The following is a 14,476-nucleotide window of genomic DNA, read 5'->3' as shown; positions in this document are numbered from 1 at the left end:
GCTCCTGGTCGGTCTGTGTGGTCTCGGTGGCCTCTACGGGCGGACGGTGTCCCCGCGCGCGATCAGGCCCTCGCGCGAGAGCGTGAAGTTCTGCCGGTACGAGCCGGGCGTGAGGTTGTGCGTGACGGAGGTGACGTAGTACTCGCCGTCGTAGGTCACGCCCGCCCCGCGCACGCCGACGAGCTCGCGCGGACGCAGTACGTAGCCGTGGCGGTTGACGTCGAGCTGCCCGGAGCCGGAGATCGCGTCGGCGGACGTCGCGGCCCGCGCCAGCGCCTCGGCCCTGGCCTGCGCCTCGTCCTTCTTGGCGGTGCCGGTCAGCCGGCGGCGCTTGAGCGCCGGGCTCGCGCGCCTGCCCAGCGGCGGCCGCAGCGGGCTGATGTCGGGCTGGGGGATCAGGGTGGACTCGCGGGTGCGCGGGTCCTGCCAGTGGGCCTGCGGCTCCTCGCGGGCGGCGCCGTCGTAGGCGAAGGTGAGCTGGTCGACGGTGGAGTGGACGTCCATGTTGACGTTGAGCGCGTGCTGCGGCAGGCCAACGCGGCGCTGCGGGCCCCAGTAGGCGGTGGAGCGGCCGGGCCGCGGGCCGGGCTCCAGGTAGAAGACGTAGCCGTTGGCGCGGGCCAGTTCGTTGACGTAGGCCAGGTCCGTGCCGGTCTGGTAGTCCACGCGGTGCTCGGCGCGGGGCTGCTGGACGATCTGCTCGGGGTGGACGTCCGGGTGGACACCGTAGTCGGCGTACCTGGCCAGGATGCGCTCGACCCGGCGGGCCGGGGAGAGGTTCGGGTAGCGGTCCACCCTCTCCTCCAGGTCCATCAGGAGCGAGAGGTCCTCGCCGGTGACGGTCAGGGTCGTCTGGCCGGGCTGGTTGCTCGCCCCGACCTCCTGCCGCACGATCAGGCCGTCGAGGAGGACGGTCTGGGTCCCTTTGATCGCTGTGGTGACGATGACGCGGGTGCGCGGGTCGAAGAACCCCTCGGGCAGCAGGTTCGAGATGACCGCGCCCTTCTTGGTGAGGTCGAACGCCAGTTGGAAGCCCGAACGTTCACCCGCGGTGCTGGTGATCTGCGCGGACAGCAGCGCCTCGCTCACCGCCTGGGGCACGGTCCGGGCGAGGTGGGGGCCCATGCTCAGGGTCAGGTGGATCGGCCCGCCACCGGCACGCTCATCAGTCATGCGCGCCTCCCCGGGGGAAGCCGCCGGGCAGTGGCACGTCGATCTCCTGTCCCGGCTCGGCGGTCAGCTCGCGCGGGTCGAGGACGGGGTTGACGTCGGCGATCCGCCACCACTGGGTGGGGTCGCCGAAGTAGCGCTGGGCGAGCTGGTCGGGGCGCTCGCCGCCGCTGACGGTGTGGACGGCGGTGTCCTCGTCCCTCTCCGCCGGTAGCGGGGGCAGCAGCCGCCGCCTGGCGTAACGGACTTCGGCGCCGTCGGGCATGCGGTGCACGGCGATCTCGGCGTCGTGGTACCGGCTCGTCCTCGGATACGGATGCGATCCCGGGATCCCGTCCAGCGGGCTTCCGTGGGCACCGTTCTCATCGGCCATGGCCTCTCACACCCTCCCCATTCCGATGTCGGCCCCGGTCAGCCCGAGCGCCCCCGGCGTCCCCGCCCGCGCGGTGCCGGCCAGCCGCTCCTTCTGCGCCAGATGTGCCAGGTACAGCTCGGCGCCGCGGTGTCCGGCGGGCAGATCGCTCACCGTCAGCACCTTCATCCCGATGCCCAGAGAGGCCCGTATCGGGTTCAGGTTCACGTCGAAGGCGGACTCGTTGACCGACAGCTCCGTCAGCCGTACGGGCATGACTCGCTTGCTTCCCCAGGTGAACAGGGTCAGCGGCATCTCGATCGGGCTGATCTCGATGGCGCCCTTCTTCGACAGCCGCGTGGCCTCTCCCAGCTGGGCGGTGGTCGGCTGCACGAGCATCTCCAGCGTCGCGAGCTGCGGATGGATCCCGTCGGGCGCCGCCAGCTCCAACTGGTCGGTGGCGTCGACCTCGGCGGTGAACTTCCACGTCTCCTGCGCCGGCCCCTTCAGCCGCAGCGCCTCGTTTCGGTCCCCTCCGCTCCCCCCGCCCCCGGCATCACCGCTCCCGCCCGCGGCCTGCGGGCTGATGCTGCGCTCCAGGGTGTCGGGGTTGAACTGCAGCACGATGATGCGCTGCGGTATCCCCCGCTCGGGATCGACGATCACGATCCCGGACCGGATGGGCTTGGGAATGTCCGCGTACCGGGTCACGATTGTCCTCCCCCGTCACCGATCTGCGCAGTGTCTGAAACTTGCTTGCTTACCATGTAGATAGGGTTCCCGGAAAATTCGACCCTGTGGGCGGTGAGTGTCTCGGTAACTCTTCCACTGAAAACCAGAAATGGCGCCACTGGGTAGATCCTTCCCGCCACCTCGTAAGCCTCTGCCCAGGCGATGCCGCATTCCTCAAGAAAATCGAGGTTTCTCTCTGTAAGGGTCATGCGCCCGTCATGTGAAACCATCCACAGGCCCGTGGCGCCTTGATCGAATCCGTAAGCACCGCTGAGTGTCACCGGATCGGGGATGCGCGGAGCGTGCGCCAGTTCCCGAAACTTGCCCCTATTCCGCGCAGACCAGTCCACCTGCTGAGTGATCGGATCCAGTAGATCGATCAGCGCGCCGTTGGCCAGAACCGCTTCCTCGTCCTCAGTTTCACAGATCATCGGCGGATCTTCTTCAAGATCCACGTCATCTGCGCAGATCAAGCCAAGCTGAGCTGCGTAACCATGACTTGAGTCGCTGCTCTCGGGAAAGAAATCGTACATGACATAGTACCGTTCATTTCTTTCCCGCAGCGCGGCCGCAGCCGACAGGATTACCTCGGGCGGGCCGGTCCAGCACCCAGGTCGGGACGGTTTCGCTCCCAGGTCCTCCATGAGCGAGTCCGTCTCGGCACTTGGCATGCTCAAAATGCTGTGGTGTGTACGCACGAGCCCCTATTTCTTCTTCGCCTTTTTCTTGACCTGCGGCTTCGCGGTCTTCTTAATCTGCTGGAACCGTCCGCGCCCCTTGTCGTAATCCACAATTGTGTAACCGAGGTCGCTGATGCAGGCCAGACCCCACCGGCGATGGATCAGGGAGGAAGCCCCTGAATCTTGGAGGAACTTGCGGACAGACTTCTTTCCTGTGGACGGCAAGAGAGTTCCGTCGGGCGCCACGGTGGCCGGTTTGGGTCCTGCCATCCAGCCATTGAACTCCTGGTTGGCGTAGTCCCGGGTATAGGCCAGGTTGTCAACGGTGTTCGGACCGTTCGATGCCTGTTCGTGGATGTGGTGCCAGTTCCAGAGGCGTCCGCCCGGGTTCTTGAACTTGTAGGCTTTGCGGTAGTTGAGCGACTGGCGCGCATGCGGTTCGTACTGCGGCCATGGATCACTGTTCCTGAAGGCCTCGAAGTCCTTCCCGTATTTGAAATTACCCGGCTTTTGAATCTTTGACCAGGCGGCTTTGTTCTTTGTGGCTACATCGAACACTGCAGGACCGTCCCTGCCGTGCCCGTAGAAGGAGAATTTGCTTTCCCCTACATTTTCGATCTTTCCCATGTGGCTCCTTCCGGTCAAGGGGCGCCGTGCGTAAACTTTCATCCCTTCCCTGGGTCTCGGGTGTTCGTCATCCTCTTCCTTGTCCTTCTTCTCGTCATATACGACGGGCTGCCTCTGAGACTTATTGGACGTATTTTCGGCGGCCTTGGGGTCCTCCTCTGGCCGGTCGTTGCTGTTCCCGGCCTCCTGGCCCAACTGCCCGGACTCCTCAGGCTTCTCCATGTCCGGCGCTTCCATCGCCCCCGGCATTGGGTCCTGACGGTATCCCTCTCCGCCGTCAGCCACAGGGTTTAGCTTCGCGCGGAAGTCTACTTCGGGGTTGCCGAAGTAGGTGAGGCTGGAGAGTCGGTAGTGACGGCGCAGCGCGTCCAGAGTGGGCTGCACGGAGCGCTCTGGAATCCCCTTTTCGAGTCGCTTTTTAAGGTTTCGGCGCAACTCGATGATAATCTTGGCAAGCCGTTTGCGTTTCGAGTTATTCGACTCTTCGCTTTTCTTACGGTTTCCCTTTCGATTGCTCTCGATTCGCCTGCGATCATTCTTGTTGTTGCGCATTTTCGTGCGCTTCTTCTTGAAGAAGTCCCGCAGCTTGGTTCCGGTCTTCTTCAGGGCCTTGCCGATCCCGCTCCTCCGGAGCTTCTTGCCCAGGGTCTTGGCCGCGTTGCGGATCTTCTTGAGGGCGGCCTTGACCTTGCCCCTGACCTTCTTGAGGGCCTCGCCGAGCGGGGAGGTCGGCTTGCGCGGCTTGGTGCGCTTGGGAGCCTCGGTCTCCTTCTTCTTCGGAGTCTCCGGGGCCTTGTCCTCCTTGCCGTCGGCGTCCTTCCTGCCCTCGGGCTTCGATTCCGGGGACTTGTCCGAGCGGCCGTCCGGGTTCTGGTCGGAGGTGCGGTCCCTCAATCCGGTGGTCTTCGGGCCTGCGGACTCGTCCGTGTCCTTGCGCTGCTCCCCGTCTTGCTTCGGGGTCTTGCTGTTCGGGCGGTCGCTCGTCGCATCCTTGCCCTGGCTGCGGTTGCCGCCCGGGCCGCGGTCGGACGTCTCCGAGCGGTTCTTCGGGACCCGCGGTCCCTTCGGCCTGGCGGGCTTCGCCGGCTTGTTCAGGGCCTCCTGGGCCTTGCGTGCCGCGCCCCGGGCCTTGTTGACCGCGTTGCCCGCGGCCTTCTTCGCGCCCTTGCCCGTCCTCTTCAGGCCCTTCATGATCTTCTGGGCCATCACCTTGAGCCGCTTGCCCACACCCTTCGTGGCCCTGGACAGCCGGACCATCAGGAAGTTGGCGATGAAGTCCAGCAGCGCCACGATCCCCGCCGCCACCGCCTCCGCGAACAGGCACGCCGCCGGGCCGGCCTTGACGGCCTTGAGATACGCCCAGAACTTGCCGAACGCCGTCAGGATCGAGCTGAGACTCTGCCAGGCGGCCATCAGGCCCTGGACGACCGTCAGGATGGCGCCGGCCGCCGGGACCAGCATCGAGACGACCTTCTCGATCACGATCGAGGCGATCATCATCGGCAGTGACGCGATGATCGCGTCCCACGCCATCTTCCCGATCTGCTTGATCGAGACGCAACCCTTCACCAGGACGTTGATCACGGCCTCGCCGAGGCCGAGGAGGCCCTCCACCTTGGTGTCGAACCACTGTTTGACACCCGTCTTGACGGCGCCCCACAGATGGTCCGTGATGCCGGCCTTCGCCGAGCTGCCCGCCCTGCTCAGCCAGCCGCCCACGTCCGGCGCGATGTCGGCGACCAACTCTGCGAACTTGCCCAGCGCCTCGATGGCCGCCTCGGCGAACTTCAGCGCGCCGATGATCGCGTCGCGGTACAGCTTGATGGCGAACTTGATGCCGGCTTCCAGGACGTCCAGCAGGGCGTTCAGTCCCGCCGCCAGCGCGTCCAGCAGGGCGTTGACCGCCTTCTTCAGGCCGTCCGCCAGCGTGTTGACGGCGTCGATGGCTGCGTCCCGCAGGCTCTCGATCGCCTTTCGGAACTTGTCACGCAGCTCCGGGAAGGCCGCCAGCAGTACGTCACAGACCGCGATCAGCGCGTCCGCCAGGGCGTTGATCGCCGCGATGGCCAGATCGCGGACGAAGTCGATCGCCGCGTTGGCGAATTCCTTGAACTTGTCGATGACGCTGTTGATGGCCTCGCGAGCGGCGTCGAAGATCGCGGTGACGGCGTCCAGCAGGGCCGAGAAGAAGTCGCCGATCGCGTGGATCAGCTTCCCGAAGAGGCTGTCGGACTCGTTCTTCTTCTCCTCCTTCTTCTTCTCGGCGTCCTTCTCGGCCTTGTCGGCCTTGCTGTCGATGTCCTTGTTGTCGGCGTCTTTGCGGTCGCTGACTTCCTTGTCCTTGTCGTCGCGACCCTTTGTGATCTTCTTGTTCTGCTCGCCGTGTTCCCTCTCGGACTTCTTGTCCGCGTCCTCGATCTTCTTGTCCTGCTCGTCGCGCCACTTCGTGCGCTCCGCATCGGCCTGTTCGGCGGACCTGCCCCGTTCCGCGGTCTGCTTCTCGGCGTTCTGCTGGACCTCGCGGTCCATCTGCGCCTGCTTCTGCCGCTTCTCCCGCTGCTCCCCCTGCTGGTGTTCCTTCTCCTTGGCGGCCAGCTGCCCCCGGGCCTCGCCGGAGGCACCGCGGATCTCGCCGCCCCGCTCCTGCTTGGCGACGGCGCCGACATGCGACTTGGCCTCGGGGCCCGCCGACTGCCTGCCGCCACCCCGGCCCTTGCCGCCACCGCGCACGTCACCGCGCAGCTCTTCCCTGGGGGCATTGGGGAAGATCTTGTCCTCGCCCATCGGCTTGGCGGCGTCCTCGCAGCCCGTGCCGTGGATCTTCCCCTGCTTCTCCTTGAGCTTCTCGGCCTGCTCGTCGGTGCGCTTGGGGTCACTCTTGCCCGTCAGCTTGATCTTGGGGGCGGGGCCGACCGTCTTGTTGCGCAGCCCCGGGTCCGTTGTCGGGACCTGGTCGGCGGCGGCCTCGATGCTGCCGGCGTCGCCCGCGCTGATCTTGCCGTCCTTGCCGGGGTTGATCTGCGGCGGCGGTACGCCCTCGGTCGGTTTCTTGCCCTTGGCCTTCTCGCCACCCTTGGCCTTCTGCTTCTCGCCCTCGTCCTCCGGCCCGACCTTCTCCAGCTTCCCCGTCTCAGGGGCCGCGGGCGCCGCGGCCTTCGGCGGAGCGGACTGCGTCTGCGGGGCGCCCGAGGGCCGCTCCCGCTTCGGCGGGTTCTTCGCGAGCCGCCTCCGTTCGTCGTTCGCCTTCTTCTCGCCCGCGGCGTCCACGCCGGGCAGCGCTTTCTGCGCCTGGTCCGGCGGCAGGGAACTGAGGGTGCTCAGCGCGGCCTTCGGGTCCTGGGCCGATACGTCCGGCGGCTCCTTCTGCTTCTCCTCCTTGGCCGCGGCACCGCCGCCCCCGCCGCAACCGCCCTTGCCCTCTTCCTTCTCGGGTGCGGGCTCCGGAGGCGCACAGCCGCCGTCCTTCTCCAGCGAGGCCTCGGGCTTGGCCTTGGCGCCCTCCGGTGCCGGAGCACCCATCTTGCCCGGCGCCTCGGCCTGTTCACCGGCCGGGCTGACGGACGCGTGCGCGACCGAGGGCGCGCCACCCGGCCCCGCCGCAGGGGACGGCCCGGAGGGTTCACTGCCGCCCACGTTGCCGCTCGGGGCGGCCCCCGGGCCGGTCTCCTTGGGGATCCGGCTCTTCGGCCCGGACGCCTCGTTCTCCGCCTTGGTGGAGTCCGCGACACGACGGGCGGCGGGTGAGGGGTTGCGGTCCTCGACGGCCGTCTTCTCCGTATGGGCGCCCGCGGGAGGTGCCGCGCTCGGCTCGGGGCTCCTGGAGGAAGCGGAGTCGCCGCCGGACGGTGCGGACGTGGGCTTGCCGGCGGCCGCGCCCTCCGGCTGTCCCTTCGCGGCCTCCTGCTTCTCCTCCCGCTCGGCCTGTTCCTGGCGCTCCTGCTGCTGCTCCCCGGCGTCCTTGGCGTCCGGCTCCTCCTGGCCGTCGGCCTCGGTGCCCTTCTCGTCCTCGTCCTGCCGTTCCGCCGCGGTCCTGGCCGACTCCTGGTCCTGCTGCTGCTCCGGGCCCGGCTTCTCGGCCTCCGGTTCGGGATCCTGCCTCTCCTCGGTCTCCGGGTCCGGGCCGACTTCCTGGTCGACCGGCTTCTCCGGCTGGAGGTCCTTCTCCGTACGGTCGCCGGCCTCCGCCGCCGGGCTGTCGGCCGGCTGGGGTGCCTCGCCCTCGACGGGGCCGATCTCGGCACCGGGCGGCTTCAGCTCGGACTCCGGGGCGTCCTCGTCCTCTTCCTCCTCGGCGTCGTTCTCCCGCTGCTCCTGGATCCGCTCGGCCCTGGTGGGCGGCGGAGCGGGGAACGTCGGCACCGGGGCGTCGGGGTTGTCGGCCGTCGGTACGGCCGACAGATCGAGGTCCGTCTCCGGCAGGTAGTCGTCGGGCTTCAGCTCCGGCTCACCCAAGCCGACGCCGCCTGCGGTCTCCTCGCCCTGCTCACCGCCGATCTCCCGGTCGGCGCCCGCCTCCAGACCGAGCGGCTGCTCCTCCTCGCGCGGGTCGCCCTCGTCCTCGTCCTTCTCGTGCAGCCCGTGTTCGGACAGCGCGCTGTCCCGCTGCTCTGCCCGCTCGTCGACCTTCTCCGGGCGCACGGGGCCGGGCTGCCCCTTCGCCTTCGGGCCGACCTCTTCCTGCTTGGAGCCCGCGACCCGCTTCTTCGCGTCGTCCTTGCTCTTCCGCTTCTCGCCACCGGGCGCGTTGGCCTGCTCGGGGTCCTGCTCCTCCCGCTCCCGCTGGGCCTTGCGCTCCTTCTTGGCCTGCTCCGTGTCCTGCCCGCGGTCCTCGGCCCTCTCCTGGTCGGCCTGATCCGCCTCCTGCCGCTCCTGAGCCTGCTTCTCCTCGGCCTGCCGCTGTTCCTGTTCGGTCCGCTCCTGCTCCTTGGCGCGCTCGCCCTCCTGTGCCGTGCGTTCCGCGGCCTCCTTCTTCTCGGCGGCCGCGTCCTGGGCCTCGCGGTCCTGCTCGCGCTCCCGGTACCGGCGGCCGCCCTCGGCGCCGTTGGCCCGCTTCTCCTCGCGGGCGTCCTCGGCCCTCCGCTCGTCGGAGCGGTGTTCGCTCGCGGCGGCCCGCTCCTGCGCCGCCCACTCGTCCTGCAGCTGTTCGACCGTGTCGGGGACCGGCTCCGGCACGAGGGCCGGGCCCAGCTCGGGCGGGTACTCCACGGTGTCGCCGACGAGTTCCAGCAGTCCGTTGTACTCAGGAGTCGGCAACCGCACCTCGAGCCGGTCCAGCACCGATTCCTGGAGGCCGGGCGCCATCCGCGCCAGCTGCATCCGGACCCGGCCGGACCGGTCCTGCGGGTCGCCGCGCAGGGAGCGGAGCACGCCGTTGGCCAGGCGGTCGACGAGGGTGGCCGGGTCCATCTGCTCCATGCGCCGCTGGTCGGCGTCGACCGTGGCGTAGCGCAGCCAGCCCGGGGTGGCACGGCCCTCCTCGACGCGCTCGGCCGCCGAGCCGCCCACCCCGCCGTCGCGGGCCGCGTCCTGCGCCGCGGCCTCCGCCTCGCGTTCCACCGTCTGCTGCGGCAGGCTCACCGCGCCCAGGTCGCGGCCGACACGGAGGGTGCCGAGGCCGTCGGGGTTCTGGACGGTGTGGAGCAGTTCGTGGGCGAGCAGGCGCATGCCGTCGGCGGTGCCCGGGCGGTACGCGCCCTCGCGGAAGAAGATGTCCCGGCCGACGGCGACGGCGTCCGCGCCGAGCAGGTCGGTGAGGGCGGCGGCGTCCCTGTCGGTGTGCAGGCGTACGCGGCCCAGGTCGTGGCCGAGCCGCTCCTCCAGTTCACGGCGGACGCTCGCGTCGAGCGGCCGGCCGGCGCCGCCGACGATGTCCTTGGGCTCGGGCACCGGGGACTTGGCGCCGCGCTCCTTGCGCTCCCCGCGCCTGCGGCGTTGGGCGTCCTGCGCCGAGCGGGTCTCCTGTGACGCGGTGTGCGAGCTCATCGGCGCCTCCTCCCCTCCGCGGGTGCCGTCTCGCCGCGCCCCGACAGTCCCGCGTGCACCGCGCGTGCCAGTGCCTCGCCGAGGCGGGCCGGTGAGGTGGTGGCGGGCAGTGGCGGCAGGCCCGACAGCGCCTCCAGCGCGCGTCCTTCGCCGTCCGCCGCCAGCGGTACGCCGCGCTCGCGCACCAGTCGGGTCAGCTCCGCCTCGAAGGCCGCCGTCACCCGTTCGGGGTCCACTCGCGCGTCGAAGCCGTCGAGCACCAGCTCGCCGATGTCCACCCGGACCGCCGTGTCGCGTGCCGTGCCGCGCGTGGTGTCACGCGGTGTCTCGTTCACACCCATCCGCGGACCTCCGAGGGCGTCAGGGAGCGTTCCAGCTTCAGGTACTCGGTGCGCGCGGCGGCGAGCATGTGCCGCATCCGCAGTACGTCCCCCTCCTCGGCGGCCAGGAAGGCCGCGGAGAGGGCGATGTTGCGGATCGAGCCGCCCGCGACCGTCAGCCGCGCCAGCAGCTCGGGGTCGATGTCCTTGGCCGGGGCGCTCTCGGGCAGCACCCGTCGCCAGATCTCGGCCCGTTCGGCCTCGCCGGGGAAGGGGAAGTCGACGACGAAGCGGATGCGGCGCATGAAGGCGGTGTCGAGCGCCTTCTTCATGTTGGTGGTGAGGATCGCCAGACCCCGGTAGGCCTCCATCCGCATCAGCAGGTAGGAGACCTCGAGGTTGGCGTAGCGGTCGTGGCTGTCCCTGACCTCGCTGCGCTTGCCGAACAGGGCGTCGGCCTCGTCGAACAGCAGCAGTGCGCCGCCGCGTTCGGCGGCGTCGAAGACGCGGCGCAGGTTCTTCTCGGTCTCGCCGATGTACTTGGAGACCACCTGGGAGAGGTCGACGACGAACAGGTCGAGCCCCAGTTCGCGGGCCATCACCTCCGCGGCCAGGGTCTTGCCGGTGCCGGAGCCGCCCGCGAACAGGGCCGTGACCCCCAGGCCCCGGCGCAGGGTGCGGGCGAAGCCCCACTCCTGGTGGACGGTGCCCCGTTGCCGTACGTGGGCGACGATCTCGCGCAGGACGCGTGACTGGCGCTCGGGCAGGACCAGATCGTCCCAGCCGGCCTCCGGTTCGATGCGGCGGCCCAGTTCGTCCAGGCCGGTGCGGGCCTCGGCGAGCCCGGCCCGCCAGGCCAGTGCGGGGATGTCCGCACCTGGGCCGGTCTCCCCGGCCTGCCGGCGTACGGCCGCGGCGGCGGAGCGGATGATGTGCGGCGGCAGCGCGAACTGTGCGACCAGTCCGCGCAGTCGCCCTTCCCCGATCCGCGGCATTCCGGCGAGGGCGTCGGCCCACAGGCCGAGTTGCTCCTCCTCCCCCGGGGCCGGCACGGTGACGCGCTCGGCGCGCGTCCGCTCAGTCCGCCTCGGATCGGAACTTGAGACGGCGAGCGGTACGGCGGCGGAGGCGGCGAACGCGTCGACCGCGGCGTCCTGTTCACGGTCCGGCTCACCGGCCTCCAGCAGCAGGGCCGCGGGCAGCAGGATCGCCTCGCGCTGCCACAACCGGGCGAGCCGGTCGCGTTCGGTGTGGTCGGTGGGCAGGTCCTCGGCCTTCAGGGTGTAGAGGCCGAGTCCGCAACTGCGGGCGGCGGCCGCGGCGATGTCGTGGCGGCTGTGCCGGTCGCCGCCGGTGAGTTCCACTCTCGGCGGCGTACCTGGGCCGGCCCCGGCCCAGGCCGCGGCGACGCGGCCCGCGACGCGCTCGAAGGAGGGCGGCAGCCCGTCGGGCGCGGTGGCGCGGGTGAGCATGCCGTGCAGTCGTGCGTCGAGGTACGGGGAGCCGAGGAGGAAGTGCAGGATGCGTTCGTCGAGGCGGATCCGGGTGGTGGTCAGCCTGGTCTCGTCGTCGAGTTCGACCAGGCGCCAGCGGCGCAGCGGTGCGACGGGGGTGAGGGCGCTCCAGTGGGGCTCGCCGAGGGCGGCGAGCGCGAGGGAGAAGGTGGGGTGGGCGCGCTCGGGGTCTTCGCTCGCGGCGGCGCAGCGGCTGGCGGTGGTGGGCTCCAGTTCGGCGGCGGCCAGCAGCAGGACGATCTCGCGCTCGAAGCGTGTCAGCCCGAAGCAGCGGACGAGCGCCTCGAGCGCGGCGGGTTCCGGGGCGCGGCCCGGTTCGGGGGCGCCTGTGGGTTCGGGGGGCTCCGTGTCCGCGTCGCACCCGCGGGCGCGGGCGGCATGGGCGTCGAGACGGGCCAGGACGGCGCGCATGGCGGCGGCCAGCGCCGGGCCCTCGGCAGCGCCCGTCCCGCCGGCAGTGCCGTCCATGTGCCTGTCCGCCCCCGTCGTCGTCACCTCGTCTCAGCCCTCCTGGTCGTTCGTGGTGCCGTCGTCCCTGCCTGCCGGTGTGCTCCCGCCGCCGCGTGTGGAGCCGGTGCCGGGCCGCTTGCGCGTACGGGGCCGGGAGGCGGCGGTCCTGGTCGTGGCCCGCCGTTTGCCCGCGGCCTTCCTGGCGGGCGTCTTCTTGGCCGGTGCCGACGTCTCCGGCTCGCCCTCCGCCCCCGCCCGGGGTGCGGGCGCGGTGGATCCGGCGGCCATGCCGCTCGTCCGGCTCGCCCGGGCGGCCACCTTCCGGGCAGCCGTCCCGGATGAGCGTTCCACGGGCGCGGCGGCGGGTGCGGCGCTGTCGGTGCCCGGCCGTCTCGGGGGCTCCGGCGCGCCCGTGGCTGCGAAGGGCAGCGCGCGCACCGTGTGCCGCTGGACCGGCCGGGGCACGACGGGCTGTTCGCGGCCCTCGATCAGCACCAGGGCCGCCTGGTAGGCGACCGACAGCGAGTACGGCGTCTGGTGGAGCATCCCCCACAGCCTGGAGGTCTCGTCGATGTCCATCCGGGTCGGTGTGAAGCGCACCCTCTGGACGGCTTCCGCCAGATCGCTGCCCGCCAGGTAAGGCCGTTGCGCGGCCTCCTCGATCAGTTCCACCGGCAGTACCGGGAACTCGTGCAGGGTGCGCACCACACAGCCGATGAGCCGCTGCCCGACCAGCTCCGCCTCGTTGCCGTAGGCGCTGATCAGGTAGTGCAGGTCCAGTGCCGCCGCCGGGCGCTTGAGCAGGGTGCCGTCCGGGGCGCGGGTGGGCAGGTCGTCGTTGCGCCGGGAGGCGTTCGGGGTCACCTGGTGGAGGAAGACGGTGATGGTGGCGTCGTCGGTGGCCTCCGCTGGTGGCCGCTCGGTCTTCACCGCGACCTGCATGTCGATCTCGGGCTGCAGATTGTGTTCGATCAGCAGGGCCAGTGCCTGTGTGACCGTGGCGATGGCGAGTGCGTTGCTCATCCCCTCAGTCCTTCCGCTCGCTGCAGGCCAGGTAGTCCGCGAGGCTCAGCGCGGGCGCGGGCCGCGCCGGCCGCTGCGGCCGGCCCGCGCCCGTGGGGCCCGCGGCCGGGGACGCGGCGCTGACCTCCAGCCGGCCGATCTGTACGTGTACGGTCCGCTCCGCCGTCCGGGGCCGGCGTCTTCCGCCGGCGTCGCGTGCGGCGTCGCGTGCGGCGTCGCGTGCGGCGTCGCGTGCCGCCCAGGCGCCGGCGGCGCTGGGCCGCAGGGGCACGGTGGCGGGTGCGCGGGCGGGGCCGATGTTCCGGAGGGCGGGGGCGGGCGCCGCCGCGGGGGGCGTGTCCTGTGCCGCACGCGCCGGGACCGTACGCCCGCCACTCCGGGGAGTGGGCTCCGTCCCGGGACGTGGCGGGGCCGCCGCGCGTCCGGCGGTCCGCGGCGGCCGGGCGGGCCGAGCCGACGCGGGCGGTCGCGCCCGGTCGCCGTGTGGGGCGGGTTCGGTCCGCACCACGGTGCGGTGCTCGGTGCGGATCTCCCGCTCGTACCGGACCGCCGTCCGCTCCTCCCCGCGCTGCACGGCCGGACGGGGCGCGGGCCGGAGGAAAGGGTCTGCTTCCTCCGGTCCCCGGGAATCCGCCCGCAGTGTCTCGACGCGCTCGTACGGCTCGGGCAGCCGCGGGCGCACCCGCACGGGGATGTCCGGCCCGCCGCCCGGGGCGGCCCCGGTGCCCGGGACCGCGGGAACATGCCGGGTCAGCAGCCGGTCGAAGTAGTCAGACATCGGCACACAACTCCAGGTAGTAGCGGCGGCGCAGTGGGCTGAGCGCCAGGATCTCCGGCTCGGTCCAGCCGTACGCGCCGGCGAGCAGATGGACGTCGAGGAGCAAGTCCCTTGCCCAGGAATCGAGTTCGGCCCACAGAAAGGAGGCGATGTCGAGCTCGGCCCGGGTCGTTCCGCCGCATTCGGGGCAGTGGACCCCGAGTGTCAAGTCGGCGGCTGGGTCGGCCTGTTCGGCGGCCTCGGCGACGCGCCGCAGCACCGTCCCGGGCAGCAGGGCGGGCAGCCGGTCGGCGGGGACCGGACGCCCTGCGCGCCGGGCCGACACGGTGCAGCGGGCGGCCAGCAGGGCGCGGGCGGAGACCCCGTCCGGCTCCCGTCCGGCTCCCGTGCCGTGTACGGCTTCCGCGGCCCGACCGTCTTCCACGGCTTCGGCCACGGTCGCAAGGTCGGCGATGGTCGGCAGCCGGAACTCCACCTCCCAGTCCTCCGCGGCCACCCTCAGCGGGGCCTCCCGCCGGGGCGGCCGGGCGGCCAGGTCGTCCGTGCCGAGGTCGAACTCCATCGCTTCACCGCACGGTTCGCACTCCACCCGCACCTGCATCCGCTCGCCGAACAGCACCCGGCGCAGCGCGAACAGATCCGCCTCCCGCTCGCCGACCGGCGCCGACAGCAGTTCGCCGTCGCCGGCCTCCGGGCGGGCGGTGCGGTGCAGCAGGAGGGCGCGGCCGGGGCCGGCCAGCCCCAGCCCCGCCTCCCAGACGGCCAGCAGGTCCGCGGGCCCCGCCGCCACCGTCGCAGCCGTCGCAGCCGTCACCGCCGTCGTCGCTGTCACCGCCATCATCCGCCGT

The 14,476-nt window shown here is 71.0% G+C and carries 10 protein-coding genes; all 10 read right to left on the bottom strand.

Features of this window, described 5'->3' with window-relative positions; translation table 11 throughout:
* Positions 1 to 33: 33 nt before the first annotated feature.
* The 10 genes from ACGRHY_RS25100 to ACGRHY_RS25055 are packed head-to-tail and all read right to left on the bottom strand — an operon-like array spanning position 34 to position 14,460.
* The gene (locus ACGRHY_RS25100; protein ID WP_394637574.1) at positions 34 to 1,173 is read right to left on the bottom strand and encodes a hypothetical protein; all 1,140 of its coding nucleotides are present in this window, start codon (positions 1,171 to 1,173) and stop codon (positions 34 to 36) included.
* Positions 1,166 to 1,543, bottom strand: coding sequence for a LysM peptidoglycan-binding domain-containing protein (locus ACGRHY_RS25095; protein WP_394637573.1), 378 nt, complete (start codon positions 1,541 to 1,543; stop codon positions 1,166 to 1,168). The genes ACGRHY_RS25100 and ACGRHY_RS25095 overlap by 8 nt, the downstream gene beginning before the upstream one ends.
* Positions 1,544 to 1,549: 6 nt before the next feature.
* On the bottom strand, positions 1,550 to 2,233 hold the full coding sequence (locus ACGRHY_RS25090) for a hypothetical protein (RefSeq protein ID WP_394637572.1): 684 nt from the start codon (positions 2,231 to 2,233) through the stop codon (positions 1,550 to 1,552).
* On the bottom strand, positions 2,230 to 2,925 hold the full coding sequence (locus ACGRHY_RS25085) for a hypothetical protein (protein ID WP_394637571.1): 696 nt from the start codon (positions 2,923 to 2,925) through the stop codon (positions 2,230 to 2,232). The genes ACGRHY_RS25090 and ACGRHY_RS25085 overlap by 4 nt, the downstream gene beginning before the upstream one ends.
* A 33-nt stretch (positions 2,926 to 2,958) precedes the next feature.
* A complete protein-coding gene (locus ACGRHY_RS25080) occupies positions 2,959 to 9,543 on the bottom strand; it encodes an eCIS core domain-containing protein (protein ID WP_394637570.1) in 6,585 nt (2,194 codons plus the stop codon).
* Complete coding sequence (locus ACGRHY_RS25075) at positions 9,540 to 9,884, bottom strand: hypothetical protein (RefSeq protein ID WP_394637569.1); 345 nt, start codon at positions 9,882 to 9,884, stop codon at positions 9,540 to 9,542. The genes ACGRHY_RS25080 and ACGRHY_RS25075 overlap by 4 nt, the downstream gene beginning before the upstream one ends.
* Complete coding sequence (locus tag ACGRHY_RS25070) at positions 9,875 to 11,845, bottom strand: ATP-binding protein (protein ID WP_394637568.1); 1,971 nt, start codon at positions 11,843 to 11,845, stop codon at positions 9,875 to 9,877. The genes ACGRHY_RS25075 and ACGRHY_RS25070 overlap by 10 nt, the downstream gene beginning before the upstream one ends.
* A 33-nt stretch (positions 11,846 to 11,878) precedes the next feature.
* Positions 11,879 to 12,850 (bottom strand): Pvc16 family protein, encoded by a 972-nt coding sequence (locus ACGRHY_RS25065; RefSeq protein WP_394637567.1) that lies wholly within the window; start codon positions 12,848 to 12,850, stop codon positions 11,879 to 11,881.
* A 4-nt stretch (positions 12,851 to 12,854) separates the two neighbouring features.
* Positions 12,855 to 13,628: a hypothetical protein gene (locus tag ACGRHY_RS25060; RefSeq protein WP_394637566.1), complete on the bottom strand. Its 774-nt coding sequence runs from the start codon at positions 13,626 to 13,628 to the stop codon at positions 12,855 to 12,857.
* Entirely contained in the window at positions 13,621 to 14,460 is an 840-nt protein-coding gene (locus ACGRHY_RS25055; RefSeq protein ID WP_394637565.1) for a T4 family baseplate hub assembly chaperone, read from the bottom strand. Before ACGRHY_RS25055 ends, ACGRHY_RS25060 begins: the two co-directional genes overlap by 8 nt.
* Positions 14,461 to 14,476 lie beyond the last annotated feature (16 nt).

The sequence above is a fragment of the Streptomyces shinuiensis genome (genome assembly GCF_043660855.1).
Taxonomy (GTDB): domain Bacteria; phylum Actinomycetota; class Actinomycetes; order Streptomycetales; family Streptomycetaceae; genus Streptomyces.
This window is presented reverse-complemented; position numbering and strand designations above follow the sequence as displayed.

Excerpts from the sequence above, each read along its gene's own strand:
- ACGRHY_RS25100 (WP_394637574.1), bottom strand. The coding sequence starts at position 1,173 with ATGACTGATGAGCGTGCCGGTGGCGGGCCGATCCACCTGACCCTGAGC.
- ACGRHY_RS25095 (WP_394637573.1), bottom strand. The coding sequence starts at position 1,543 with ATGGCCGATGAGAACGGTGCCCACGGAAGCCCGCTGGACGGGATCCCG.
- ACGRHY_RS25085 (WP_394637571.1), bottom strand. The coding sequence starts at position 2,925 with ATGCCAAGTGCCGAGACGGACTCGCTCATGGAGGACCTGGGAGCGAAA.
- ACGRHY_RS25080 (WP_394637570.1), bottom strand. The coding sequence starts at position 9,543 with ATGAGCTCGCACACCGCGTCACAGGAGACCCGCTCGGCGCAGGACGCC.
- ACGRHY_RS25075 (WP_394637569.1), bottom strand. The coding sequence starts at position 9,884 with ATGGGTGTGAACGAGACACCGCGTGACACCACGCGCGGCACGGCACGC.
- ACGRHY_RS25070 (WP_394637568.1), bottom strand. The coding sequence starts at position 11,845 with ATGGACGGCACTGCCGGCGGGACGGGCGCTGCCGAGGGCCCGGCGCTG.
- ACGRHY_RS25065 (WP_394637567.1), bottom strand. The coding sequence starts at position 12,850 with ATGAGCAACGCACTCGCCATCGCCACGGTCACACAGGCACTGGCCCTG.
- ACGRHY_RS25060 (WP_394637566.1), bottom strand. The coding sequence starts at position 13,628 with ATGTCTGACTACTTCGACCGGCTGCTGACCCGGCATGTTCCCGCGGTC.